Genomic DNA, 24,146 nt, shown 5'->3' with positions numbered 1-24,146 from the left:
GCTCAGGCGGTCTCGGGGTCGTCGAGGAACGCCGGGTTCTCGCAGGTGGCTCCGGGCTCCGGGGTGTTGGCGGGGTCCATCGTCAGCGTGTCGGCGAACTGCGCCAGGCGCGGGTCGTCGGCCGACTCCACCGTGAGCTGGTGGTTCCACGCCTGGATGCTGACCGGCGCCCCGAGCCCCTCGTAGGGCGACATCATCCGGTGGGGGACGCCCTCCACGAGTTCGGCGAGCGTCGCGATCTCGTCGTCGGTCAGCGCGTCCGGGTCGTAGGTGATCCAGACCGCGCCGTGCTCGAGGGAGTGGACGGCGTTCTCGTGCCGGACGTCGACGTCGTAGACGCTGCCGGTGCAGTCGGCCCAGGCGGAGGCGTGCGGGCCGCCCACCGGCGGGCTCTCGTCGTAGTCGACCACGCCGGGGACGTGCGACTGGCCGGCCGCGTAGTCGGCGACGCGGGTGTCGCCCAGCGGCGGGCCGCCTCCCGTGGCGGGCGACGCGGTGCCCGCGACAGTGGTGCTGCAGCCGGCCAGCGCGAGGACGCCGGCGGTCAGCAGGGCCGCTCCGCGGGCGGTCGTCATCCGCGGACCTCCGCGGACTCGATGACGACGTCCTCGATGGGGGCGCCGCCGCCGGGGGAGGGGTCGAACGAGCCGTCGTGCCCGGCTGCCGCGATGCCGCGGACCACGTCGAGGCCGGCGTCGTCGAGCGTGCCGACGACGCTGTAGTCCGGCGACAGCCGCGTGTTGACGTAGCAGATGAAGAACTGGCTGCCGGTGGAGCCGGGCGCACCGCTGTTCGCCATCGCGACCGTGCCGGCGGGGTAGGCGGTGTCGGCGTCGACCTCCTGCTCGAACCGGTAGCCCGGGCCGCCGCGGCCGGTGCCGGTCGGATCGCCGCACTGCAGGACGCCGAAGGTCGCGGAGTCGACCAGCCGGTGGCAGGGGCTGCCGTCGAAGAAGCCGGCGTCGGCCAGGTGGGCGGTGCTCGCGGCCGCGCAGGGAGCGCTCGCGGCGTCCAGCGTCAGGAGGAGCTCGCCCTGCCCGAGGGTCATCGCGACCGTGGTCTCGCCCTCGGCCGGGACCTCCTCGGGCGGGGTGCCGACGTCCACGCCGGAGCCGTCGGACACCCAGTCGCAGGTCACCGTCGCGCCGGAGGACCCCGCGGTCGGCTCGTCGTCGTCCGATCCGCAGCCGGCGACGGCCAGCACGACGGCGGCCAGCGCGCCGGCGGCGCGCAGCCGGCTCACTGCAGGACCGTCATGGAGGTGATGGTCACCGGGGTGTTCGGGGCGCCGCCGCCGGGGCTGGGCTCGAAGGAGCCGTCGTTGCCGGCGGCCGCGATCTGGTCGAGGACGGCCAGGCCGGCCTCGTCCACGGTCCCGACCGGCGTGTAGCTCGGCGGGAGCTGGGTGTCGACGAAGCACAGGAAGAACTGGCTGCCGGTCGAGCCCGGCGCGCCGCTGTTGGCCATCGCGATGGTGCCCCGCGGGTACGCCGTCCCCTCCGGGATCTCCTCGTAGAAGCGGTAGCCCGGGCCGCCCTGGCCGGTGCCGGTCGGGTCGCCGCACTGCAGCACGCCGAACTCGGGCTGGTTGACCTCGCGGTGGCAGGGGGAGCCGTCGAAGAAGCCGACCGAGGCCAGGTAGGAGAAGCTCGCCGCCGCGCAGGGGGCCTTGGCCCGGTCGAGGGTGAAGGTCATGTCGCCGGCCGACGTGGCGACCGCCAGCGCCGTCGTGCCGCTGGCCGGGGTCGCCTCGGGGGTGGGCGGCAGGCCGACGTCGGTGTCGGAGCCGTCGCGGGCGAAGTCGCAGGTCACCGTGCCGTCGGGGTTCACGACCGGCGCGACCGGCGTGTCGGCGAGGGGAGCGCTCGTGGTCGGGTCGGTGGCGGTGGTGTCGCCGTCGTCGTCCCCGCCGAGGGTGGTGACCAGCAGGACGGCGCCGACCACGAGGACGACGGCGGCGGCGGTCACCGCGACGAGCAGGTTGCGGCGGCGCTTGCGGGCCAGCTCGGCGCGGCGTTCCAGCTGCCGCTGCAGGTGGCGCTGGGCGGCCTGCCGGCGCTGCTTGTTGCTCGGCACGGGGGAGCACTCCTCGGACGTACGGCTGCTGCGGGGCCGGCGGCCCGGGAGGGGCGCCCCGCTGGTCGGTGCGCGAGTCTAGGCGGCGGACCTGGGGATCCCCGGATCTGCGGCGCGGGGCGGGTCGGGGAGAGCCGACGGCACCGGTGATCACCCCCGCGTAACCTGCACGGGTGCTCATCCGCTCGTTCCCGGCCGGCGCCTTCGGCACCAACTGCTACGCCGTCGCCACCGGACGCGGCCAGGAGTGCGTGATCGTCGACCCCGGCCAGGACGCCGTCGAGCCGCTGTCGCAGATCATCGCCGAGGACGGGCTGAAGCCGGTCGCGGTCGTGCTCACCCACGGCCACCTGGACCACACCTTCTCCGTCGTCCCGGTCTGCGAGGGGTACGACATCCCCGCGTACATGCACCCGCTGGACAACGGGATGCTCACCGACCCCGCCCGCTGGTTCGGCCCGCAGCTGGCCCGGCTGGTCGCCGGCGCCCGCTTCCCCGACCCGTCGGAGGTCGTGCCGCTGGACGACGGCGCCGTCCTCGACCTGGCCGGGGTGCGGCTGACCGTCCGGCACGCCCCCGGCCACACCGACGGCTCGGTGGTCTTCGGGCTCGACCTCGGTGAGGCGCCGGGCCTGTTCGCCGGCGACGTGCTGTTCCAGGGATCGGTGGGCCGCGTCGACCTGCCCGGCGGGTCCTGGCAGAAGATGCTGGCCTCGCTGCGCGACGTCGTCCTCCCGCTGGACGACGAGACGATCGTGCTGCCCGGGCACGGCGGGCTGACCACGATCGGTCGCGAGCGGGCGACCAACCCCTACCTGGCCGAGGCCGCGTCGTCGCAGCCGGCGCCGAAGGGCCGCGGGCTGTGAGCGGCGGGTTGACCGCGCCGAAGGGCACGTTCGACACCCTGCCGCCGGAGTCCGCGCGGTTCCTCGCCGTCCGCGACACCCTCACCGCGCCGCTGCGGCGGGCCGGGTACGGCTACGTCGAGACGCCGGTGTTCGAGGAGACCGCCGTCTTCTCCCGCGGGGTCGGGGAGTCCACCGACGTCGTGACGAAGGAGATGTACACCTTCGACGACCGCGGCGGCCGCTCCCTGACGCTGCGCCCCGAGCTCACCGCCGGGCTGATGCGCGCCTTCATCGAGCACCGCCTCCACACCGGTGCGCTGCCGGTCAAGCTGTGGACCGTCGGCTCGGCGTTCCGCTACGAGCGCCCGCAGGCCGGCCGGTACCGGCACTTCACCCAGGTCGACATGGAGGCCCTGGGCATCGACGACCCGGCGCTGGACGCCGAGGTGGTGGCACTCGGCGTGCAGGGCTTCCGTGACCTCGGGCTGACCGACTTCGAGCTGCTGCTCACCTCGCTGGGCGACGCGACCTGCCGGCCGCAGTACCGCGAGCTGCTGGTCGCGTTCCTCGACAAGCTGGACCTGGACGAGGAGACCCGCCGGCGCGCGGCGATCAACCCGCTGCGGGTGCTGGACGACAAGCGGCCGGAGGTACAGGCGCAGCTCGACGACGCCCCGCTGATGGTCGACCACCTGTCGGACTCGACGAAGGCGCACTACGACGCCGTCCGCCAGCACCTCACCGACCTCGGGGTGACCTGGACCGAGGCGCCGAAGCTGGTCCGCGGCCTGGACTACTACACGAAGACGACGTTCGAGTTCGTGCACCACGGCCTCGGCGCCCAGTCGGCGATCGGTGGCGGCGGGCGGTACGACGGGCTGTCCGCGGCGCTCGGTGGCCCCGACGTCTCCGGCATCGGCTACGCGGTCGGGGTCGACCGGACGCTGCTGGCGGTGCAGGCCGAGGGGCTCGACATCGGCACCAGCCCCGGCGTGCAGGCCTTCGTCGTCCCGCTGGGGGCCGAGGCCAAGCGGCTCGCCGTACGGCTGGTCGGGCAGCTGCGGGCCGCCGGCGTCTCCGCCGACACCGTCTACGGCGACCGCGGGCTCAAGGGCGCGATGAAGGCCGCCGACCGGTCCGGCGCCTCGCACGTCGTCGTCATCGGCGACCGCGACCTGGCCGAGGGCGTGGGGCAGCTCAAGACCATGGCGACCGGCGAGCAGGAGGCGGTCCCGGTGGCCGACCTGTTCGATGCCGTGAAGCGTGCGACGGTGAACGTGAGTGCGACGCGCGAGTGAGCATCGCAGGGAGCGCCAGCGACCGAGGAGCGGAGCGAGTGCGGAGCCGAACAGGGGGCGGGGAGTGAGCATGGAGCAGCGGCCGCTGGGCCGGACCGGGGCAGAGGTCGGCGTCGTCGGGCTGGGGACGTGGCAGCTGGGCGGGGACTGGGGCGACGTCGACGACGAGGCCGCCGAGGCGGTGCTCGAGGCCGCACTGGCCGCCGGGGTGACCCTGCTGGACACCGCCGACGTGTACGGCGACGGCCGCTCGGAGGAGCGGATCCGCCGGGTGCTGGCCGCGGTGTCCGAGCGTCCGTTCGTGGCTACCAAGGCCGGGCGCCGCGCGGACCCCTTCGAGGCCGCCACGTACACGCCGGAGAACCTCCGGGCCTGGGTGGACCGGTCGCGGCGCAACCTCGGCGTCGACACCCTCGACCTCGTGCAGCTGCACTGCCCGCCGCCGGCCGTCTACAGCGACCAGCGGGTGTACGACACGCTCGACGGGTTCGTCGCCGACGGCTCGATCGCCGCCTACGGCGTCTCGGTGGAGACGGTGGCCGAGGGGCTGACCGCGCTGCAGCACCCCGGCGTCGCCACCATCCAGGTGATCCTCAACGTCTTCCGCCGCAAGCCGCTGGAGGAGCTGCTGCCCGCGGCGCAGGCGGCCGACGTGGGCATCCTCGCCCGGGTGCCGCTGGCGAGCGGTCTGCTGACCGGCAAGTACGACGAGTCGACGACGTTCCCGGCCGACGACCACCGGAACTTCAACCGCAACGGCGAGGCCTTCGACGTCGGCGAGACCTTCGCCGGCGTGCCCTTCGAGATCGGCGTCGCGGCGGCCCGCGAGGTCGCGGCGATCGCCGGGGACGCACCGACGGCGGCCTTCGCGCTTCGCTGGGTGATCGACCAGCCCGGCGTCACCACCGTGATCCCCGGCGCCCGCAACGTCGAGCAGGTCCGCGGCAACGTCGCCGCCGCCGAGCTGCCCCGCCTGACCGAGAGCCAGCTCGCCGACCTCGAGCGCGTGTACGACGAGCGCATCCGCGCCCACGTGCACGACCGCTGGTGAACCCGACCCCCACAGAGAGAGATCCCCGTGCTCCGCACCCATGACGCCGGCACCCTCCGCGGTACCGACGCCGGCTCGACGGTCACCCTGGCCGGCTGGGTCGCCCGCCGCCGCGACCACGGCGGCGTGGTCTTCCTCGACCTGCGCGACGCCTCGGGCTACGTCCAGGTCGTCGTCCGCGAGGAGGAGGCGCACGCGCTGCGCAACGAGTACTGCGTGCTCGTCACCGGCGAGGTCCGCCAGCGCCCGGCCGGCAACGAGAACCCCGAGCTGCCCACCGGCGACCTCGAGGTCGTCGCCGGCGAGCTGCGCGTGCTGTCGGCCGCCGCGCCGCTGCCGTTCCCGATCGAGACGGACTCGGCGGCGTCGGACGACGTCCGCTACCGGTTCCGCTACCTGGACCTGCGCCGCCAGGACCCGGCCCGGATCATGCGGCTGCGCAGCGAGATCAGCCGGGTCGCCCGCGGCGTCATGGCCGGGCACGGCTTCACCGAGGTCGAGACGCCGACGCTGACCCGCTCGACGCCCGAGGGTGCGCGCGACTTTGTCGTGCCGGTCCGGCTGCAGCCGGGCAAGTGGTACGCGCTGCCCCAGTCGCCGCAGCTGTTCAAGCAGCTGCTGATGATCGGCGGCCTGGAGCGCTACTACCAGATCGCCCGCTGCTTCCGGGACGAGGACTTCCGCGCCGACCGGCAGCCGGAGTTCACCCAGCTCGACTTCGAGATGAGCTTCGTCGAGCGCGACGACGTGCTCGCCATCGCCGAGGACGTCGTCCGGTCGCTGTGGCGCGAGCTGGCCGGGTACGAGGTGCCGGAGATCCCGCGGATGACCTACCGCGAGGCGATGGACCGCTTCGGCTCCGACAAGCCCGACCTGCGGTTCGGCATCGAGCTGACCGAGCTGACCTCCTACTTCGCCGACACCCCGTTCCGGGTGTTCCAGGCGCCGTACGTGGGCGCGGTCGTCATGCCCGGCGGTGGCTCCCAGCCGCGGCGGGCGTTCGACGCCTGGCAGGACTGGGCCCGGTCCCGCGGCTCGCGCGGCCTGGCCTACGTGACCATCGCCGAGGACGGCACGCTCGGCGGGCCGGTGGCCAAGAACATCTCCGAGGCCGAGCGCGACGGGCTCGTGGCCGCCGTCGGCGCGAAGCCCGGCGACTGCGTCTTCTTCGCCGCCGGTGCCCGTCGCACCTCGCAGGAGCTGCTCGGCGCCGCGCGCAACGAGATCGCCAAGCGGCTGGAGCTCATCGAGCCCGGGACCTGGTCGTTCCTCTTCGTCGTCGACTTCCCGATGTTCGAGGAGACCGAGGACGGCGAGTGGACCTTCATGCACCACCCGTTCACCTCGCCCACGCCCGAGTGGCGGGAGCGGTTCGCCGACGACAAGGGCGCGGCGCTGTCCGACGCCTACGACATGGTGATCAACGGCAACGAGGTGATGAGCGGCTCGGTCCGTATCCACGACGCCGCGCTGCAGGAGCGCGTCTTCGAGACCCTCGGCATGTCCCGCGAGGAGGCGCGCGAGCGGTTCGGCTTCTTCCTCGAGGCGTTCGCCTACGGCCCGCCGCCGCACGCCGGGGCCGCGCTCGGCTGGGACCGGCTGACCGCGCTCCTGGCCGGCGTCGACTCGATTCGCGAGGTCATCGCCTTCCCGAAGACCGGCGCCGGTTTCGACCCGCTGACCAGCGCCCCGACGCCGATCTCCGACGCGCAGCGCAAGGAGGCCGGCATCGACGCCAAGCCCGAGGAGCCCGCGCTCCCCGGCCAGCCCGGTGCCCCCGGGCCCACGGACCCGACGAGGGGCTGAACCCCGCACTCCTGCGGTGTTCCTCGTGCTCCTGCGGTGCTGCAGCACCGCGACACCACGAGGAACACCGCAAGAGGTCGCGGACCCCGCGGTGTCCTAACGTCAGCGTCATGCCGCTGCGCGCCCGCACCCTGCTCGGACCCGGCCCGTCGAACCCCTACCCGGAGGCCACGGTCGCCCTGGGCCGGCCGCTGCTCGGGCACCTCGACCCGGTCTTCCTCGGGATCCTCGACGAGACCTCGGACCGGCTCCGGCAGCTGTTCGGGACGGCGAACCGGCGGACCCTCCCGCTGTCGGCGACCGGCTCGGCGGGCATGGAGGCGTCCTTCGTCAACACCGTCGGCCCGGGCGACGTCGTCGTCGTGGCGGTCAACGGCCTGTTCGGCGAGCGCATGGTCGACGTCGCCTCCCGGTGCGGCGCCGAGGTCGTGCGGGTGGACCACGAGTGGGGGCAGCCGGTCGACGGCGAGCGGGTGCTCGCCGCCCACCCGGCGCCGAAGCTGATCGCCGCGGTCCACGCCGAGACCTCCACCGGCGTCCGCTCGGACCTGGAGCCCCTGGCCGCCGGCAAGGGCGACGCGCTGCTGCTGGCCGACTGCGTGACCTCGCTGGGTGGCATCCCGGTGCGGCTGGACGACTGGGGCGTCGACCTCGCCTACTCGGGCTCGCAGAAGTGCCTGGGCACCGCGCCCGGCCTCGCGCCCTTCACGATCAACGACCGGGCCTGGGAGCGGCGGATCGAGAAGCCGCAGAGCTGGTACCTCGACCTCGGCATGCTCGGCGGGTACGCGGGCGAGGCGGCCGGCAGCGGCGGGCGTACGTACCACCACACCGCGCCCACCGGGATGGTCGTCTCGCTGCACGCGGCGCTCGGCCGGATCCTCGACGAGGGCCTGGACGCCGTGCACGCCCGGCACGCCGAGGCCGGCCGGCTGCTGCACGAGGGCCTGGCCGAGCTGGGGCTCGAGCTCTTCGCGGCCGACGGGCACCGGCTGCCCGAACTGACGACCGTCCGCGTACCCGAGGGCGTCGACTCGGCGGCGGTGCGGGCCGAGCTGCTCGAGCGGTACGACGTGGAGATCGGTGCCGGCGCCGGCGCCTACGCGTCCTCGGTGTGGCGGATCGGCCTGATGGGTGCCAACGCCCGGCCCGACCGGGTGGCGCTGGTGCTCGCGGCGCTGCGCGCGGTCCTCGGGCGGTGAGCGCGCCGGCGCCGGCGTCCGCGCCCGCCGTCCCGGCGCCCCGCCTCGCGGCGTCGGCGGGCCTGCCCGAGTGGGCGTTGCTGCCGTTGGCCGCCGTCGTGTGGTGGGTCGGCGGTCACCTGTGGTGGCTGCTCGGCGGGATGGACGCCTACGCCGGGACCAGTGCGCTGCCGCTGGCTGCCGGCTGGCTCAGCTGGCTGGTGCTCGGCGCGCTGACCGGCGGCGTCGGGGCGGGACTGGTGGGCCGGCTGGGCCGGCGGCGCGGCCTCTCGCTGGCCGCGACCGGGAGCGGGCTGGCGCTCGCCGTCGCGGTCACGCTGCTCCAGTCGCTGGCGTCGGTGTCCGACGCGCCGGGGAGCGGCTTCGACGAGGAGCCCGTCGTCCTCGCCGGGCTCTCCGCGGTGGTCGTGACCACGGCGGTCGGGGGCTGGCTGCTGGGCTCGGCCGCGCTGCTGGGCCGCCCGGGTCTCGGCGTCGGTCTGGGCGTCCTCGCCGGGCTGGCGCCGCCCTGGTCCTCCTCGGTCGTGTCGGCGGTCGCGCACCCGAGCGGGAGCGGATCACTGGGCACGGTGTCGGCCTGGTTCGGCGCGATCGTGCTGGTCGCCGCGCTCGTCGCCGTCGGGACGACGCCACCCCTGCGGCTGCTGTGGTGGCCGCTCGTGGTGCTGCTGGCCTGGTCCACCGGACCGCTGATGACCGCGGCAGCGTGGCTGGAGCCCCTGCTCCGACCCGGGTACGGGCTCCCGGACACCCTCCCGGACGCACTCTCCGGCGCGTGGCAGGTCTTCCGGTTGTCGGCGTCGCCCGATGCGCGGGACCTGACGCCGTGGGTGGTCGCCCTGGTCGTGGCGGTCGTGATCGCCCTCGTCGTCCCGCTGCTCCGCCGCGGTGGCGCCACTCCCAGCCGCGACCATGGGCCCGCGGCAGGGAGCGGGATCCTGTCGGCATGATGCCCGCACCGGTCGACCCTCGTGACGCCCGCTGGGAAGTGGACGACCCCGTCTACCGGGTCTACTTCTGGAGCGGCCCGTCGGCGGAGCCCGGGTCCGACGGCGTGCTCGTGGTGCCGTACTGCGAGGAGTGGCGCCTGACGGGAGCGGCCGACGTCCACGAGGTGCTCGCCTGGGCGAACGGCCCCGAAGCGCGTGGTCGCGTCTTCGAGCTGTTCGTCGAGTCGTCGCACGGCGAACTCGGGCTGCTCCGACTGGCCGGGACGAGCCCGACCCGTCCCGAGAGCCGGTAGCGGCCCAGGCGGCGGGGGTCGAACACCTCAGCCCAGGCGGGCGAGCTGCTCCAGGCTGAGCTGCAGGTCGGCGGCGGCGGCCGAGTCGACGATCGACGCCGGCCGGGAGGCGCCGGGGATCGGCAGGACGACGTCGGACTGGGCCAGATGCCAGGCCAGCGTCACCTGGTACACCGACACCCCCAGCTCGGCGGCCACCTCCGCGAAGGCCGGCGCGGTGGCCTCCAGCGACCCGGCCGCCGAGACGCCGCCGAACGGGCTCCACGGCAGGAACGCCAGACCGTGGTCGGCGCAGTGGGCGAGCTCGTCGGCGGAGAACCGCCAGCCGGGGGAGAACTGGTTCTGCACCGCGACCAGCGCGTCGCCCACCACGGACCGGGCGACGTCGATCTGCGCGATGTCGGCGTTCGAGATCCCGACCCTCCGGACCAGCCCGGCGTCGACCAGCGCCCGCAGCCCCGCCATCGACTCCTCCCACGGCGTCTCGGGGTCGGGCCGGTGGAACTGGTACAGGTCGATGGCGTCGACGCCGAGCCGGCGAAGCGAGCCCTCGCACGCGCGGCGCAGGTAGCCCGGCGTGCCGTCGAGCCCCCAGTCGCTGCCCTGCCGGGTGTGCCCGCCCTTCGTCGCCACCAGGACGTCGCGGGCACCAGAGCCGTAGGAGCGCAGCGCCCGCGCCACCAGCTCCTCGTTGTGCCCGAACTCGCCCTCGTCGGCGGCGTAGGCGTCGGCGGTGTCGATCAACGTCACTCCCGCGTCGAGCGCGGCGTGGACGACGGCCTCGGCCTCGTCCGGCGAGGGCCGGTCGGACTTCGTGGACAGCGGCATGGCGCCGAGTCCGATCGCGCTGACGGTCCGGTCGCCGAGTCGTCTCTGCTGCATGGGGGTGTCGTGCCCCGCGGGTAGCGTCGGTACCCGTGAGCTCGCTGTTCGACGACCCGGAGCCGCCCGACGGCGCCACCGTCGACCCCGGAGCGCCGCTCGCCGTCCGGATGCGGCCGCGGTCGCTCGACGAGGTGGTCGGCCAGCAGCACCTGCTCGGCCCGCGCTCGCCGCTGCGCCGCCTGGTCGAGGCCGACGAGCCGATGTCGCTGGTCCTCTACGGGCCGCCGGGCACCGGGAAGACGACGCTCGCCCACGTCATCTCGCTGGCGACCAAGCGGCAGTTCGTGCAGCTGTCGGCGCTGGACTCCGGGGTCAAGGAGGTCCGCGCGGTCATCACCGCGGCCAAGCGCGAGCTCACCTACGCCGGGCGGCGCACGGTCCTCTTCATCGACGAGGTCCACCGCTTCTCCAAGACCCAGCAGGACTCGCTGCTGTCCGCGGTCGAGGACCGGATCGTCAGCCTCATCGCCGCCACGACCGAGAACCCGTTCTTCTCCGTGGTCAGCCCGCTGCTGTCGCGGAGCCTGGTGCTCGCGCTCCAGCCGCTGGCCGACGACGACGTCCGCACCCTTCTGCAACGGGCGCTGACCAGCGACCGCGGGCTCGACGGCGCCGTGACGCTCAGCGCCGAGGCCGAGGAGCACCTCGTGCGGATCGCCGGCGGGGACGGCCGCAAGGCGCTCACCGCGCTCGAGTCCGGCGCCGGAGCGGCCGTGGCCGCCGGCGCCGCGGAGATCGACCTGGCCACGCTGGAGACCGCCGTCGCCCAGGCCGCGGTCCGCTACGACCGGCAGGGCGACCAGCACTACGACGTCGCGAGCGCGCTGATCAAGTCGATCCGCGGCAGCGACGTCGACGCGGCGCTGCACTACCTCGCGCGGATGGTCGAGGCGGGGGAGGACCCGCGGTTCATCGCCCGCCGGCTCGTGATCTCCGCCAGCGAGGACATCGGCATGGCCGACCCCACCGCGCTGCAGACCGCGGTCGCCGCGGCCGAGGCGGTGGCCTTCATCGGCATGCCGGAGGGGCACTTCCCACTGGCCCACGCCGTCGTCCACCTGGCCACCGCGCCGAAGTCCAACGCGATCACCGTGGCGATGGGGGAGTCCGTGGCCGACGTCCGGGCGGGGCTGGCCGGGCCGGTGCCCCCCGGGCTGCGCGACGCCCACTACGCCGGCGCGAAGAAGCTCGGCCACGGCGGCACCTACCGGTACCCGCACGACGCGCCGGACGGCATCGTCGCCCAGCAGTACCCGCCGGACGCGCTGGTCGGGCGGGACTACTACCGGCCCACCCAGCGGGGCGCCGAGGGGCCGATCGCGGCGCGGCTGCCGAAGCTGCGGGCGATCCTGCGCCGCACCCGCTGACCGGCCCGCCCCACCCGTCCCGGCAGCCGGGGCCGCCGGGGACCCGCCGACTACTGTGACCACGCCGGGTCGGCCCGGCGAACGTCTGGGGAACGACGAACAGGAGACGCCGCGTGTCCGCAGGAGAGTGGGCCGGACTGATCGCCGCCCTCGCGCTGGTGTTGCTGGTCCTGCTGCTGGCCGTCCCGCTGCTCAAGCTGGGCCGCACGCTCGACGAGACCACGCTGACCATCCGCCAGGTCCGCGAGCAGAGCGCCCCGATCCTGGCGCAGGCGACCACCACGGTCACCCACGTCAACTCCAACCTCGAGCGGGTCGACGACATCACCGGCAACGCCGCCAACGTGTCGAGCAACGTCGCCGCCCTGACCAGCGTCGTGGCCGCCACCCTCGGCAGCCCGCTGATCAAGGTCGCCGCGTTCAGCTACGGCGTCCGCAGCGCCGCCCGCAAGCGTCGCGAAGGCGTGGCGCTCGCCGAGGCCGCGCAGCGGGACAAGGACGCCCGGCGCGCGCGCCGTGCCGCCCGGCGGGCCGCCTGATGCGCCGGCTGTTCTGGTTGGCCATGGGCGTGACCATCGGCGCGCTCGTCGTCCGCAAGCTGTCCGCCGCCGCGGAGAAGATGACCCCGCAGGGCATCGCCGGCTCGATCGTCGAGGGCCTGCGCGACCTGGCCGACGCCATCGGCGAGTTCGGGGCCGACGTGCGCGCCGCCGCGGAAGCCCGCGAGGGTGAGCTGCGTTCCGGCACGGGGCTGGACGCGCCGCTGCCCGAGCGCGGCGCGGTCGAGCTGCCCGGCCGGCACAGCGCACCGCACGCCGACCGCTGAACCCCCCGGCGGGGCCGGCCGCAGCCCCGGACTCCCCGCACCTCGAGAACCCGAGTAGGACATGCAGACCGCCGAGATCCGCCGTCGTTTCCTGGACCACTTCGCCGCCCGGGGCCACACCGTCGTCCCCAGCGCCTCGCTGGTCTCGCCGGACCCGTCGCTGCTGTTCACCGTCGCCGGCATGGTGCCGTTCATCCCGTACCTGACCGGCCGCGAGCCCGCGCCCTACCCGCGCGCCACGAGCGTGCAGAAGTGCGTGCGGACCCTCGACATCGAGGAGGTCGGCAAGACCACCCGGCACGGCACGTTCTTCCAGATGAACGGCAACTTCTCCTTCGGCGACTACTTCAAGGAAGGCGCCATCCAGCACGCCTGGGACCTCGTCACCGGCCGGGTGGAGGACGGCGGGCTGGGCTTCGACCCGGAGCGGATCTGGGTCACGGTCTACCTGGACGACGACGAGGCCGCCGAGGCCTGGGCGCGCATCGCGGGCCTGCCCGCCGAGCGGATCCAGCGCCTGGGCATGGAGGACAACTACTGGTCGACCGGCGCCCCGGGCCCGGCCGGCCCCTGCTCGGAGATCTACGTCGACCGCGGGCCCGAGTACGGCCCCGACGGCGGCCCGGCCGTCGACCGCGCCGGCGACCGGTTCCTGGAGATCTGGAACCTCGTCTTCATGCAGTACGAGCGGGGCGCGGGGGAGGGCAAGGACTTCCCCATCCTCGGCGAGCTGCCGAAGAAGAACATCGACACCGGCATGGGCCTGGAGCGGGTGGCCTTCCTGCTGCAGGGCGTCGACAACATGTACGAGATCGACGAGGTGGCGCCGGTGCTGCGCCGCGCCGCCGAGCTCGCCGGCGTGACCTACGGGGCCAAGCACGACGACGACGTCCGGCTCCGCGTGGTCGCCGACCACGTGCGCAGCGGGCTGATGCTCATCGGCGACGGCGTCACCCCCGGGAACGAGGGTCGCGGCTACATCCTGCGCCGGCTGCTGCGCCGCGCCGTCCGGTCGATGAAGCTGCTCGGCGTCGACGAGGCGACGCTGCCGGAGCTGCTGCCGGTCTCCCGCGACGCCATGGGCGCCAGCTACCCGGAGCTCGTCACCGACTTCGCCCGCATCTCCTCGGTCGCCTACGCCGAGGAGGAGGCGTTCCGGCGCACCCTGACCTCGGGCACCGCGCTGTTCGACACCGCGGTGCGCGAGGCCAAGAGCCAGGGGACGCCGTCGCTGTCCGGGGAGCAGGCGTTCTCGCTGCACGACACCTACGGCTTCCCGATCGACGTCACCCTCGAGATGGCCGCCGAGCAGGGCGTGACCGTCGACGAGGCGGGTTTCCGCGCGCTCATGCAGCAGCAGCGCGACCGGGCCCGCGCCGACGCCCGCGCCAAGCGCACCGGCTCGGTCGACGTCCTCGCCTACCGGCGCATCCTGGCCGAGCACGGGCCGACGGACTGGCTGGCCTACGAGACGCTGCGCACCGACTCCCGGGTGCTCGCCGTCGTCTCGGAGCTGACCGACTCCGATGGCGCGGAGACCGTCGCCGGGCCCGGCGAGGTCACCCGGGTCGTGCTGGACCGGACGCCGTTCTACGCCGAGTCCGGTGGCCAGGTGGCCGATGCCGGCGTCCTCACCTGGGACGGCGGCCGCGCCGAGGTGCTCGACGTGCAGCGGCCGGTCAAGGGCCTGGTCGCCCACCAGGTCCGCGTGCTCGAGGGCGAGCTGCGCGCCGGCGTGACCCTCACCGCCGAGGTCGACCGCGAGTGGCGGCTCTCGGCCTGCCAGGCGCACTCCGGCACCCACGTCGTCCACGCGGCGCTGCGCGAGGTGCTCGGCCCGCAGGCCCTGCAGTCCGGCTCGTACAACCGGCCCGGGTACCTGCGGCTGGACTTCGCCTGGCAGGGCGCGCTCAGCACCCAGCAGCGGACCGACATCGAGGACGTCGCCAACGCCGCCGTCCGGGCCGACCACGCGGTCAGCGCGAGCTGGATGACGCTGCCCGAGGCGCAGGCCATCGGTGCGCTGGCGCTGTTCGGCGAGACTTACTCCGAGCAGGTTCGCGTCGTCGAGATCGGCGGGCCCTGGTCCCGCGAGCTCTGCGGTGGCACCCACGTCCGCGGCAGCGCCCAGATCGGCACGCTCGCCCTGACCGGCGAGTCGTCGGTCGGCTCGGGCGCCCGCCGCGTCGAGGCTGCCGTCGGCCTGGAGGGGTTCCGCTACCTGGCCCGCGAGCGCGACCTGGTCCGGCAGCTCGGCGAACTGCTCAAGGCCCCCACCGACGGGCTCGTCGACCGGGTCAGCGGGATCCTCGCCCGGCAGCGGGAGACCGACCGCGAGCTGGCCGAGCTGCGCGCGCAGCAGTCCGTCGCGGCCGCGGGGACCCTCGCGGCCGGGGCCACGGACGTCGACGGCGTCGCCGTGGTCACCGGTGCCCTCGAGGGCCTGGACGGCGGCGACCTGCGCACCCTCGCCCTCGACGTCCGCGGCCGGCTGGGCGAGCGCCCGGCGGTGGTCTTGCTGGCCTCGCAGTCGGGGGGCAAGGTTGCCCTCGTGGCGGCTCTCACGCCGGCCGCGCAGGAGCGTGGGCTGTCGGCCGGGGACCTGATCAAGCAGACGGCGCCGGTCGTGGGCGGCCGTGGCGGTGGCAAGGCCGACGTCGCCCAGGGCGGCGGCACCGACCCGGGCGGCATCCCCGCGGCCCTGGCGGCCGGCGAGCAGGCGGTCGCGACCGCCGCACGGAGGTGAGCTGAGATGCCCGAGCAGCGTTGGGACCCCGAGGAGACCGGCCCGGTCGGCGAGCGGACGGTGCAGCGACCGGCCGTGCCGCCGACGCGGCCCAAGCCGCCGACGCAGGAGCAGCCGGCGCCCCATCCCACCACCGAGATCGACCTGCGGGGTGCGGGCTTCCCGCCGGTCCGCAACGAGACGACCGAGATCGACCTCTCCCGCGGCCTGCCCGCGGGCCTGCCGCCGCTCCCGCTGCGCCGCTCGCGCCAGGGCCGGCGGCTCGGGCTCGACGTCGGCACGGTGCGCGTCGGCGTGGCGCTGTCGGACCCGACCGGGATGCTCGCCAGCCCGCTCGAGACGGTCCAGCGGGCCCGGGACGAGTCGGACCTGGACCGCATCGCGGCGCTGGTCGTGGAACACGAGGTGACCGAGGTGATCGTGGGAGAGCCGAGGCACCTGTCGGGTGCGTCGGGCGCCTCGGCCAAGGAGGCGCGTGCCTACTCTCGGGCACTGGCCGGGCGCATCGGAGACGTGCCCGTGCACCTCGTCGACGAAAGGCTCTCCACCGTGACTGCAGCCGGGACCCTCCGGGCCCGCGGGCTCGACAGCCGCCAGCAGCGCCCCGTGATCGACCAGGAGGCGGCCGTCGTGATCCTCCAGACCTACCTGGACGCCCAGCGGAGCCGCTCGTGACGTTCCCGACCCCGCCCGGTGGGCGGGGCCAGGACGGCGGGTCGGCGCCGGCCGGGCAGTCGCTGAGCGCCTGGGCCGCCGGGCTCCCGCGCCAGCAGGCCCCGGTCCGCCCCGCGCCCGCCGAGTGGGCGCCGCCTCCGCCCGCCCCCGCCCGGCGCCGCGCCGGTGTGATCGACCGCCTCGACGCCCCCGACTTCCCGCTCGCGGACTACGCGCGCGCCTCCGCCGACGGCGCCGACGACGACCGCACCGGTCGGATGCCCGGTATCGGCGACGGCCCCCCGCCGCCCCCGCTGCCGGAGTCCACGACCCCCGGCGCGCCGCTGCCCCCGCGCCCCCGCAGCACCTGGTCGCGGATGCAGCGCCGCACCGACGCCGGGCGCCACGCGTCCCCCGACGAGGAGCCGACGGTCGCCCACCCGGCCGTCCCCCCGGCCGGCGGTGACGTCCGGGCCGCCACCGCGCACGACGACGACACCGAGGGTCACCCGCTCCTCGACGAGCAGACCGGTGGCCTCGACGTCATCGTCACCGACGACCGCGCGCGGCGGTCCCGCCGCTCGCGCCGCGCCGAGCACCACGACGAGCACGCCGACGAGCACGCCGACGACTCCGCCGACGACTCCGCCGACGACCACGACCACCCCGCCGACGACCACGGGGACTCCGCGCGTCCCCGCCGGCGTCGTCGTCCCGTCGCCGTCGTCCTGTCGCTGGTCGTCCTGGCCGCCCTCGTGGCCGGGATCGTGTTCGGGGGCAAGGCGCTCATCGACCTCGTCAACCCCGCCGACGAGGACTACACCGGCCAGGGCACCGGCAGCGTGCAGATCCGCATCGCCGAGGGCGACACCCTCAGCGACATCGGGAGCACGCTCGTCGAGGCCGACGTCATCGCCTCCGTCGGCCCGTTCGTCGACGCGGCCGAGACCCGGCCGGCGGCCACGGGCATCCAGCCGGGCGTCTACGGCATGCGGCAGCAGATGAGCGGCGCGGCGGCCCTGGACCTGCTCCTGGACCCGGCCACCCGGTTGTTCTCCCGCGTCACGATCCCCGAGGGCTTCACCGTGCAGCGGGTCCTCACCCGCCTGTCGGAGGAGACCGACACGCCGATCGAGGAGCTCACCGCCGTCGCGGCCGACCCGGTCGCCGTCGGGCTCCCGCCCTACGCCAACGGGCTGCTCGAGGGCTGGCTGTTCCCGGCCACCTACGACTTCGAGCCCGAGACCACGCCGCAGCAGGTGCTGCAGATGATGGTCGCCCGGTCGGTGCAGACCCTCGACGAGCTCGGCGTCCCCGAGGCCGACCGCCTGCGGGTGGTGACCGAGGCCAGCCTGGTGCAGGCCGAGGCCGCCTCGCCCGAGGACATGGCGATGGTGGCCCAGGTGCTGGACAACCGCCTGGCCATCGGCATGAAGCTGCAGCTGGACACCACGGTGAACTACGCCAGCGGCAAGAGCGGCATCACCACCACCGCCGAGGACCGGGCCAACCCGTCGCCGTACAACACCTACTACAGCGCGGGCCTGCCGCCGGGGGCGATCACCAATCCCGGTGAGGAAGCGCTGCGGGCGGTGCTGAACCCCACGCCGGGCGAGTGGCTGTACTTCGTCGTGGTGAACCCCGACACCGGGGAGACCCGCTTCGCGGTCACCGACGCGGAGCACGCCGCGAACGTGGCGCTGTTCCAGCAGTGGCTGCGGGAGAACCCGAGCTGATGCGGGCGGCCGTCCTCGGCCGCCCGGTGACGCACTCGCTCTCCCCACTGCTGCACCGGGCGGCGTACGCCGCGCTGGGCCTGACCGACTGGACCTACGACGCGCTCGACGTGGGCGCCGAGCAGCTGCCCGACCTCATCGCCGGGCTCGGCCCGGAGTGGCGCGGCTTCTCGGTGACCATGCCGTGCAAGCAGGCCGCCGTCCGTGCCGCCGACGAGGTGGACCGGCTGCCGGCGCTGCTCGGCGCCGCCAACACGCTGATCCGCACCGCGGATGGCGGCTGGCGGGCGGAGAACACCGACGTCGGCGGGGTCGGCATGGCTCTGCAGCTGGGCGGTGCGGAGCGGACACCACATGCGGCGATCCTCGGCGCCGGGGGGACGGCGGTCGCGGCCGCCGTCGCGCTCGCGTCGCTCGGTGCGGAGCAGGTGGACGTCGTCGTGCGCGACGCGGCACGCGCCGGGGAGGTCACCCGCGTGCTGGACGCGCTGGGCGTGGCGTCGGCGGTGCACCGGATGGCCGGCGCCGTGGTCACCGCCCCCGTGGTCGTGAGCACCGTGCCGATCGACGGGCAGCCGGACCTCGTCGACCTGGGCTGGCGCGGCGGGCAGACCGTGCTCGACGTGCTCTACGCCCCCTGGCCCACCCCGCTGGCCGGCGCCGTCACGGCCGCCGGTGGGCAGGTGATCAGCGGCCTGGAGGTCCTGTTCTGGCAGGCCACCGCCCAGGTCGAGCTCATGACCGGGCACCCGGCGCCGATCGAGGAGATGCGCCGGGCGCTGGAGTCGCGCCCGGGAGCGGGGCACTGAGCGCCCTGGGCACCCCCGGCGTGCCGCTCGAGCCGCCGGTGGTCGCGGCGGTGGCGGCGGGCTGTGCACTGGTGATCGGCCCCTGGCTCGCCCGGCGCGTCGTCCGGCTCTCCTCCGGCGACGAGGAGGCCCGGCCGCGGCCGGTGGGCACCCTCGCCGCCGTCGTCCTCCTCGGTGCGCTGGTCGCCGGGGTGGTGGAGCTGACCGGGGTCCGTCCCGCCGCGGTGGCGCTGGCCTGGGCGGCCGGTGCCGGGCTCGTCCTGGCGGGCGTGGACCTGGCGGTGCACCGGCTGCCCGACCGGGTGCTGCTGCCCGCGGTCGCCGCCTGCGCGACGGCGCTGCTGATCGACGCGGTCGCCACCGGCAGCTGGCCGGCGCTGGCCCGTGGCGCGCTGGCCGCCGGGGTGGCGTTCGTGCTGGCCGCCGCCGCCCGGATCGCCTCTCCCGAGGGGCTGGGCTTCGGCGACGTGAAGCTGCTCGGCCTGCTCGGGTTGCTGCTGGGCTGGGCCGGGTGGGGCGTGCTCCTGGCCGGGGTGTTCCTCGGTCTGCTGACCGGTGCGGTGGCCTCGCTGGTGCTCGTCGCCACGCGGCGGGCCGGCTGGCGGTCCGCCGTCCCGTTCGGGCCACCACTGCTGGCCGGTGCCGTCCTGGCGCTCGCGACGGCCGCCCCGGCCGGTCTCGGCTGACGGCGTCACTAGGATCGGCGGCATGTTGCGCTGGCTGACCGCCGGTGAGTCGCACGGCCCTCAGCTCACCGCCATCCTCGAGGGGCTGCCGGCCGGCGTCGCCGTGCAGACCTCCGACCTCGACCTCGACCTCGCCCGGCGTCGCCTGGGCCACGGCCGCGGCGCCCGGATGTCGTTCGAGCAGGACGAGGTCTCCCTCACCGGAGGGGTCCGCCACGGCCGCACGCAGGGTGGGCCGATCGCGGTCCAGGTCGGCAACACCGAGTGGCCGAAGTGGCAGACGGTGATGGCCGCCGACCCGGTCGACCCCGAGGTCCTCGCCGGCCAGGCCCGCAACGCGCCGCTGACCCGCCCTCGGCCCGGTCACGCCGACCTGCCCGGCATGCAGAAGTACGGCTTCGACGACGCCCGGCCGGTGCTGGAGCGGGCCAGCGCGCGGGAGACCGCGGCGCGGGTGGCGCTCGGGGCGATCGCCAAGGCGTTCCTCCGCCAGGCGCTGGACGTCGAGGTGGTCAGCCACGTCGTCGCCATCGGCCCGGTCGTCGCCCCCGACGGCGTCGTCCCCGGCCCGGGCGACAACCCGCGGATCGACGAGGACCCGGTCCGCTGCGCCGACCCGGCCACCAGCGCGGCGATGGTCGCCGAGATCGACGACGTCCGGAAGAACGGCGACACCCTCGGCGGGGTCATCGAGGTCGTCGTCCACGGCCTGCCGCCGGGCCTGGGCAGCCACGTGCACTGGGACCGCCGGCTGGACTCGCGTCTGGCCGGTGCGCTCATGGGCGTGCAGTCGGTCAAGGCCGTCGAGGTCGGCGACGGGCTGGAGACCGCCCGCCGTCGTGGCTCGGTGGCCCACGACGAGATCGTGCTGGCCCCCGGAGAGGGCGGCGAAGCCCGGATCCAGCGGCTGTCCGACCGCGCCGGCGGCATCGAGGGCGGCATGACCAACGGCGACGTCCTGCGGGTGCGCGCGGCGATGAAGCCCATCTCCACGGTGCCGCGGGCGCTGGCCACGGTCGACACCGAGACGCGGGAGCCGGCGGTGGCCATCAACCAGCGCAGCGACGCCTGCGCCGTGCCCCGCGGCTCGGTCGTGATGGAGGCGATGGTCGCCCTGGTGCTCGCCGACGCGGCGCTGGAGAAGTTCGGCGGCGACTCGGTGGCCGAGACCCGCCGCAACGCCCGGGCCTACCTCGACGCCCTCCCGATCCGGTGACGCGGCCGGTCCTCGTCCTCGTCGGACCGCCCACCTCGGGCAAGACGACCGTCGGCCGGGCCGTCGCGCGGGCGACCGGCGTGACGTTCCGCGACACCGACGCCGACGTCGAGGCCGCGACCGGCAGCAGTGTCGCCGACCTGTTCGTCGACCGCGGCGAGGCGTACTTCCGCGAGCTGGAGGAGGCCGCCGTGGCCCGCGCGCTCGCCGAGCACGACGGCGTGCTGGCCCTGGGCGGGGGCGCGGTGCTCTCCGACGCCACCCGCGCGCTCCTGGTCGCGCACGGCCGGGCCGGCGGCGCCGTCGTCCGCCTGGACGTCGACCTCGCGTCGGCGGCCCGGCGTGCCGGCTTCAACCGCGACCGCCCGCTGCTGGCGGTCAACCCGCGGGCGATGCTGCGCACGATGCTCGAGGCCCGTGACCCGCTCTACGCCGAGGTCGCCACCGCGACCGTGCCGACCGGCAACCGCTCACCCGAGGAGGTCGTCGCCGACGTGCTCGCCGTCCTGCCGAGAGAGGTGACCCGGTGAGGCGGGTGACCGTCCCCGGCGACAAGCCCTACGAGGTCGTCATCGGCCCCGGCGCGCAGACGGAGCTGGCCCTCCTGCTGGCCGGCACCGCGCGCGCCGTCGTCGTGCACGCCCCGCCGCTGGCCGCGCTCGCCGGCGCCGCGGTCGAGACGCTGCAGACCGCCGGCGTCGCGGCCGAGGCCGTCGTCGTCCCGGACGGCGAGGCCGCCAAGACCGCCGAGGTCGCCGCGGGTGCGTGGGAGGAGTTCGGCCGGCTGGGGCTGACCCGCACCGACGCGGTCGTCGGCGTCGGCGGCGGAGCGGTCACCGACCTCGCCGGGTTCCTCGCCGCGACGTGGGTGCGCGGCGTCCGCGTGGTGCACCTGCCCACCAGCCTGCTCGGCATGGTCGACGCCGCGGTCGGTGGCAAGACCGGCATCAACACCGGCGCGGGCAAGAACCTGGTCGGCGCCTTCCACCCGCCGGCGGGGGTGCTCGTCGACACCGACGTCCTCGCCGGCCTGCCCGACGCCGAGTTCGTCTCCGGGCTCGCCGAGGTGGTCAAGTGCGGCTTCATCGCCGACGGCCGGATCCTCGAGCTGCTGGAGGCCGACCCCACCGGCCGGCGCGACACCGCCGAGCTGATCGAGCGCTCCGTGCAGGTCAAGGCCGACGCCGTGGGCGAGGACCTGTTCGACACCGGCCGCCGCGAGTTCCTCAACTACGGGCACACCCTGGCCCACGCCATCGAGCGGGTCGAGGACTTCGGCTGGCGGCACGGCGAGGCCGTCGGCGTCGGGCTGGTGTTCGCCGCCGAGCTGGGCGCCCGGGCGGGGCTGCTGAGCCGGGCCGAGGCCGACCGGCACCGGACCCTGGTCGAGGCGATCGGCCTGCCCGTCCGGTACGCCGGCGACTGGGCGACGCTGCAGGGCGTCATGCGGATCGACAAGAAGGCCCGGGGCGCGTCGCTGCGCTTCGTCGTCCTCGACGGCATGGGCAACCCGCGCATCCTGACCGACCCCGACCAGGCATGGCTCGACGCGGCATGGGCCGCGGTCGCGGCCTGACGACCGAGACGGAGACAGCGTGACCATCCAGGTGCTCAACGGCGCCAACCTCGGCCGGCTCGGCACCCGCGAGCCGGAGGTCTACGGGACGACGACGCACGCCCAGCTGGTCGAGCTGGTCGAGGCCGCCGCCGCGCAGCTCGGGCTGCACGTGCAGGTGCGCCAGACCGACGACGAGGGCCAGCTGCTGCGCTGGGTGCACGAGGCCACCGACGCCGGCGACCCGATCGTGGTCAACCCCGGCGGCTGGACGCACACCTCCGTGGTGCTGCGCGACGCCCTGGCCGCGGCCACCGCGCCGGTGGTGGAGGTGCACATCAGCAACGTGCACGCCCGCGAGGACTTCCGCCGGCACTCCTACGTCTCGCCGGTCGCCTCCGGGGTGATCGCCGGGCTCGGGATCGACGGCTACGTGCTGGCGCTGCGCTGGCTGGCCGCCCGGGACGCGCGGTGAACACCGCCGGCCGCCGGGAGCGCCTCCGCGCGATCGCCGCCGAGCGCGGGCTGGACGCCGTCCTCGTCACCGACCTGCTCAACGTCCGCTACCTGACCGGGTTCACCGGCTCCAACGGCGCGCTGCTGCTGCGCACCGGGCAGCCCGACCTCTTCGGCACCGACGGTCGCTACACCACGCAGGCCGCCACCCAGGTCCCCGACGTCGAGGTCGTCGTCGAGCGCGGGACCGTCGCCGCCCTCGCCCGGGCCGCCGTCCGCGGGGGAGCGGGGCGGATCGGGTTCGAGAGCCACGTCGTCACCGTCGACGGGCTGGCCGGCCTGGAGGAGGTGCTGGCCGACGCCGCCGGCGGCACGGTGCCGGAGCTGACCAGCATCCGCCGCGCGGTGGAGCAGTTGCGCGCCGTCAAGGACGACGACGAGATCGACGCGCTGCGCCGTGCCTGCGCGGTCGCCGACGCCGCACTGGCCGAGCTGGCCGCCGAGGGGGCGCTGCGGCCCGGGCGCACCGAGCTGCAGGTCGGCCGCGAGCTCGACGCCCGCATGATGCACCTGGGCGCCGAGGGCCCGTCGTTCGAGACGATCGTCGCCGCCGGCGCCAACTCGGCCATCCCGCACCACCGGCCGGACTCGACGGTGCTGCGCGACGGCGACTTCCTCAAGCTCGACTTCGGCGCCACCGTCGACGGCTACCACTCCGACATGACCCGGACCCTGGTGCTCGGGCACGCGGCCGACTGGCAGCGCGAGGTGTACGAGCTGGTCGCCGCGTCGCAGGCGGCCGGTCGGGCCGCGCTCGCCGTCGGCGCGGACGTCGTCGCCGTGGACGCCGCCGCCCGCGACGTCATCGCCGCGGCCGGTCACGCCGAGCACTTCTCGCACGGTCTGGGCCACGGGGTGGGGCTGGAGATCCACGAGGCGCCGGGCATCGGCCCGCTGGGCGCGGGTACGCTGACCGTCGGCATGGCCGTCACCGTGGAGCCGGGGGTGTACCTCCCGGGCCATGGCGGTGTCCGGATCGAGGACACCCTGGTCGTCACGGACGACGAGCCCGAGTTGTTGACCCTCACGAGCAAGGAACTGCTGGTCCTCTGATGGCTACCACGAACGATCTGAAGAACGGCATGGTCCTCAACCTCGACGGCCAGCTGTGGGCCGTCACCGAGTTCCAGCACGTCAAACCCGGCAAGGGCGGCGCGTTCGTCCGGACGACGCTCAAGAACGTGCTCTCGGGCAAGGTCGTCGACAAGACGTTCAACGCCGGCACCAAGGTCGAGACCGCCACCGTCGACAAGCGGAACATGACGTACCTGTACAAGGACGGCGCCGACTTCGTCTTCATGGACGGCGACACATTCGACCAGATCCCCGTCCCCGAGGCCACGGTCGGCACCGGCGCGGACTACCTGCTGGAGAACACCGAGGCGGTCGTCGCGGTGCACGACGGGACCCCGCTGTACGTCGAGCTCCCGGTGACCCTCGAGCTCGTGGTGCAGCACACCGACCCGGGTCTGCAGGGCGACCGCTCCACCGGTGGCACCAAGCCCGCCACCCTGGAGACCGGCGCGCAGATCCAGGTCCCGCTGTTCATCAACACCGGCGACAAGCTCAAGGTCGACACCCGGGACGGCCGCTACCTCGGCCGCGTCAACTGACGCCGATCCGGAC

At 74.9% G+C, this 24,146-nt stretch carries 25 protein-coding genes; 21 read left to right on the top strand and 4 right to left on the bottom strand.

Annotation, left to right across the window (positions count from 1 at the left end; all coding sequences use genetic code 11):
- Nucleotides 1–2: 2 nt before the first annotated feature.
- The 3 genes from DQ240_RS05680 to DQ240_RS05670 are packed head-to-tail and all read right to left on the bottom strand — an operon-like array spanning nt 3 to nt 2,076.
- Nucleotides 3–575 (bottom strand): DUF3105 domain-containing protein, encoded by a 573-nt coding sequence (locus tag DQ240_RS05680; protein ID WP_113838658.1) that lies wholly within the window; start codon nt 573–575, stop codon nt 3–5.
- Entirely contained in the window at nt 572–1,243 is a 672-nt protein-coding gene (locus DQ240_RS05675) for a peptidylprolyl isomerase (protein ID WP_113838657.1), read from the bottom strand. Before DQ240_RS05675 ends, DQ240_RS05680 begins: the two co-directional genes overlap by 4 nt.
- On the bottom strand, nt 1,240–2,076 hold the full coding sequence (locus DQ240_RS05670) for a peptidylprolyl isomerase (RefSeq protein ID WP_113838656.1): 837 nt from the start codon (nt 2,074–2,076) through the stop codon (nt 1,240–1,242). The genes DQ240_RS05675 and DQ240_RS05670 overlap by 4 nt, the downstream gene beginning before the upstream one ends.
- Nucleotides 2,077–2,249: 173 nt before the next feature.
- On the opposite strand from DQ240_RS05670, the gene DQ240_RS05665 reads away from it, so the two are divergent.
- The 7 genes from DQ240_RS05665 to DQ240_RS05635 all read left to right on the top strand — a co-directional run bounded on the left by DQ240_RS05665 (nt 2,250) and on the right by DQ240_RS05635 (nt 9,524).
- A complete protein-coding gene (locus tag DQ240_RS05665) occupies nt 2,250–2,942 on the top strand; it encodes an MBL fold metallo-hydrolase (protein WP_113838655.1) in 693 nt (230 codons plus the stop codon).
- An 8-nt stretch (nt 2,943–2,950) separates the two neighbouring features.
- Complete coding sequence (hisS, locus tag DQ240_RS05660; protein WP_233498527.1) at nt 2,951–4,222, top strand: histidine--tRNA ligase; 1,272 nt, start codon at nt 2,951–2,953, stop codon at nt 4,220–4,222.
- 70 nt (nt 4,223–4,292) lie between these two features.
- Nucleotides 4,293–5,273 carry an aldo/keto reductase gene (locus DQ240_RS05655; RefSeq protein ID WP_113838842.1) on the top strand — a complete coding sequence of 327 codons (981 nt, stop codon included), beginning with the start codon at nt 4,293–4,295 and terminating at the stop codon, nt 5,271–5,273.
- 27 nt (nt 5,274–5,300) lie between these two features.
- Entirely contained in the window at nt 5,301–7,079 is a 1,779-nt protein-coding gene (gene aspS / locus DQ240_RS05650; RefSeq protein ID WP_113838653.1) for an aspartate--tRNA ligase, read from the top strand.
- A gap of 110 nt (nt 7,080–7,189) precedes the next feature.
- Entirely contained in the window at nt 7,190–8,281 is a 1,092-nt protein-coding gene (locus tag DQ240_RS05645) for an alanine--glyoxylate aminotransferase family protein (RefSeq protein WP_113838652.1), read from the top strand.
- Nucleotides 8,278–9,231, top strand: coding sequence for a hypothetical protein (locus DQ240_RS05640; RefSeq protein WP_113838651.1), 954 nt, complete (start codon nt 8,278–8,280; stop codon nt 9,229–9,231). The genes DQ240_RS05645 and DQ240_RS05640 overlap by 4 nt, the downstream gene beginning before the upstream one ends.
- Nucleotides 9,228–9,524 (top strand): hypothetical protein, encoded by a 297-nt coding sequence (locus DQ240_RS05635; protein ID WP_147261942.1) that lies wholly within the window; start codon nt 9,228–9,230, stop codon nt 9,522–9,524. Before DQ240_RS05640 ends, DQ240_RS05635 begins: the two co-directional genes overlap by 4 nt.
- A gap of 27 nt (nt 9,525–9,551) precedes the next feature.
- On the opposite strand, the gene DQ240_RS05630 is transcribed toward DQ240_RS05635, so the two are convergent.
- A complete protein-coding gene (locus DQ240_RS05630) occupies nt 9,552–10,406 on the bottom strand; it encodes an aldo/keto reductase (protein ID WP_113838649.1) in 855 nt (284 codons plus the stop codon).
- Nucleotides 10,407–10,441: 35 nt separating this feature from the next.
- Here DQ240_RS05630 and DQ240_RS05625 point away from each other — a divergent pair, with 35 nt between their 5' ends.
- From DQ240_RS05625 to efp, 14 genes are all read left to right on the top strand, one after another.
- Nucleotides 10,442–11,776 carry a replication-associated recombination protein A gene (locus tag DQ240_RS05625; protein ID WP_113838648.1) on the top strand — a complete coding sequence of 445 codons (1,335 nt, stop codon included), beginning with the start codon at nt 10,442–10,444 and terminating at the stop codon, nt 11,774–11,776.
- Between the two features lie 113 nt (nt 11,777–11,889).
- Nucleotides 11,890–12,315, top strand: a complete 426-nt coding sequence (locus tag DQ240_RS05620; RefSeq protein WP_113838647.1) for a DUF948 domain-containing protein — start codon at nt 11,890–11,892, stop codon at nt 12,313–12,315.
- The gene (locus DQ240_RS05615) at nt 12,315–12,602 is read left to right on the top strand and encodes a hypothetical protein (protein WP_113838646.1); all 288 of its coding nucleotides are present in this window, start codon (nt 12,315–12,317) and stop codon (nt 12,600–12,602) included. The genes DQ240_RS05620 and DQ240_RS05615 overlap by 1 nt, the downstream gene beginning before the upstream one ends.
- A gap of 61 nt (nt 12,603–12,663) precedes the next feature.
- Nucleotides 12,664–15,348 (top strand): alanine--tRNA ligase, encoded by a 2,685-nt coding sequence (gene alaS, locus DQ240_RS05610; protein WP_113838645.1) that lies wholly within the window; start codon nt 12,664–12,666, stop codon nt 15,346–15,348.
- Nucleotides 15,349–15,354: 6 nt separating this feature from the next.
- Nucleotides 15,355–16,023, top strand: coding sequence for a Holliday junction resolvase RuvX (gene ruvX, locus DQ240_RS05605; protein WP_199589094.1), 669 nt, complete (start codon nt 15,355–15,357; stop codon nt 16,021–16,023).
- A complete protein-coding gene (gene mltG / locus DQ240_RS05600; RefSeq protein WP_113838644.1) occupies nt 16,020–17,738 on the top strand; it encodes an endolytic transglycosylase MltG in 1,719 nt (572 codons plus the stop codon). The genes ruvX and mltG overlap by 4 nt, the downstream gene beginning before the upstream one ends.
- Nucleotides 17,738–18,547, top strand: coding sequence for a shikimate dehydrogenase (locus DQ240_RS05595; protein ID WP_113838643.1), 810 nt, complete (start codon nt 17,738–17,740; stop codon nt 18,545–18,547). Before mltG ends, DQ240_RS05595 begins: the two co-directional genes overlap by 1 nt.
- A gap of 20 nt (nt 18,548–18,567) precedes the next feature.
- Nucleotides 18,568–19,233, top strand: a complete 666-nt coding sequence (locus DQ240_RS05590; protein ID WP_113838642.1) for a prepilin peptidase — start codon at nt 18,568–18,570, stop codon at nt 19,231–19,233.
- A gap of 22 nt (nt 19,234–19,255) precedes the next feature.
- A complete protein-coding gene (aroC, locus tag DQ240_RS05585; RefSeq protein ID WP_113838641.1) occupies nt 19,256–20,449 on the top strand; it encodes a chorismate synthase in 1,194 nt (397 codons plus the stop codon).
- Nucleotides 20,446–20,979, top strand: a complete 534-nt coding sequence (locus DQ240_RS05580; RefSeq protein WP_113838640.1) for a shikimate kinase — start codon at nt 20,446–20,448, stop codon at nt 20,977–20,979. Before aroC ends, DQ240_RS05580 begins: the two co-directional genes overlap by 4 nt.
- On the top strand, nt 20,976–22,025 hold the full coding sequence (gene aroB / locus DQ240_RS05575) for a 3-dehydroquinate synthase (protein WP_113838639.1): 1,050 nt from the start codon (nt 20,976–20,978) through the stop codon (nt 22,023–22,025). Before DQ240_RS05580 ends, aroB begins: the two co-directional genes overlap by 4 nt.
- Nucleotides 22,026–22,044: 19 nt before the next feature.
- Nucleotides 22,045–22,479, top strand: a complete 435-nt coding sequence (gene aroQ / locus DQ240_RS05570; protein WP_113838638.1) for a type II 3-dehydroquinate dehydratase — start codon at nt 22,045–22,047, stop codon at nt 22,477–22,479.
- On the top strand, nt 22,476–23,573 hold the full coding sequence (locus DQ240_RS05565; protein WP_113838637.1) for a Xaa-Pro peptidase family protein: 1,098 nt from the start codon (nt 22,476–22,478) through the stop codon (nt 23,571–23,573). The genes aroQ and DQ240_RS05565 overlap by 4 nt, the downstream gene beginning before the upstream one ends.
- The gene (gene efp / locus DQ240_RS05560; RefSeq protein WP_113838636.1) at nt 23,573–24,133 is read left to right on the top strand and encodes an elongation factor P; all 561 of its coding nucleotides are present in this window, start codon (nt 23,573–23,575) and stop codon (nt 24,131–24,133) included. Before DQ240_RS05565 ends, efp begins: the two co-directional genes overlap by 1 nt.
- The last annotated feature ends 13 nt before the right edge of the window (nt 24,134–24,146 follow it).

The organism is Blastococcus sp. TF02A-26, from assembly GCF_003319125.1.
Classification (GTDB): domain Bacteria; phylum Actinomycetota; class Actinomycetes; order Mycobacteriales; family Geodermatophilaceae; genus Trujillonella.
The sequence above is the reverse complement of the archived record's forward strand: the minus strand, read 5'-3'. Positions and strand labels throughout refer to the sequence as shown.

What these genes read in the sequence shown, in the direction of transcription:
- DQ240_RS05680 (WP_113838658.1), bottom strand. Translation starts at nt 575, where the DNA reads ATGACGACCGCCCGCGGAGCGGCCCTGCTGACCGCCGGCGTCCTCGCG.
- DQ240_RS05595 (WP_113838643.1), top strand. Translation starts at nt 17,738, where the DNA reads ATGCGGGCGGCCGTCCTCGGCCGCCCGGTGACGCACTCGCTCTCCCCA.
- efp (WP_113838636.1), top strand. Translation starts at nt 23,573, where the DNA reads ATGGCTACCACGAACGATCTGAAGAACGGCATGGTCCTCAACCTCGAC.
- DQ240_RS05630 (WP_113838649.1), bottom strand. Translation starts at nt 10,406, where the DNA reads ATGCAGCAGAGACGACTCGGCGACCGGACCGTCAGCGCGATCGGACTC.
- DQ240_RS05635 (WP_147261942.1), top strand. Translation starts at nt 9,228, where the DNA reads ATGATGCCCGCACCGGTCGACCCTCGTGACGCCCGCTGGGAAGTGGAC.
- ruvX (WP_199589094.1), top strand. Translation starts at nt 15,355, where the DNA reads ATGCCCGAGCAGCGTTGGGACCCCGAGGAGACCGGCCCGGTCGGCGAG.
- DQ240_RS05655 (WP_113838842.1), top strand. Translation starts at nt 4,293, where the DNA reads ATGGAGCAGCGGCCGCTGGGCCGGACCGGGGCAGAGGTCGGCGTCGTC.
- DQ240_RS05615 (WP_113838646.1), top strand. Translation starts at nt 12,315, where the DNA reads ATGCGCCGGCTGTTCTGGTTGGCCATGGGCGTGACCATCGGCGCGCTC.
- aroC (WP_113838641.1), top strand. Translation starts at nt 19,256, where the DNA reads ATGTTGCGCTGGCTGACCGCCGGTGAGTCGCACGGCCCTCAGCTCACC.
- DQ240_RS05645 (WP_113838652.1), top strand. Translation starts at nt 7,190, where the DNA reads ATGCCGCTGCGCGCCCGCACCCTGCTCGGACCCGGCCCGTCGAACCCC.
- alaS (WP_113838645.1), top strand. Translation starts at nt 12,664, where the DNA reads ATGCAGACCGCCGAGATCCGCCGTCGTTTCCTGGACCACTTCGCCGCC.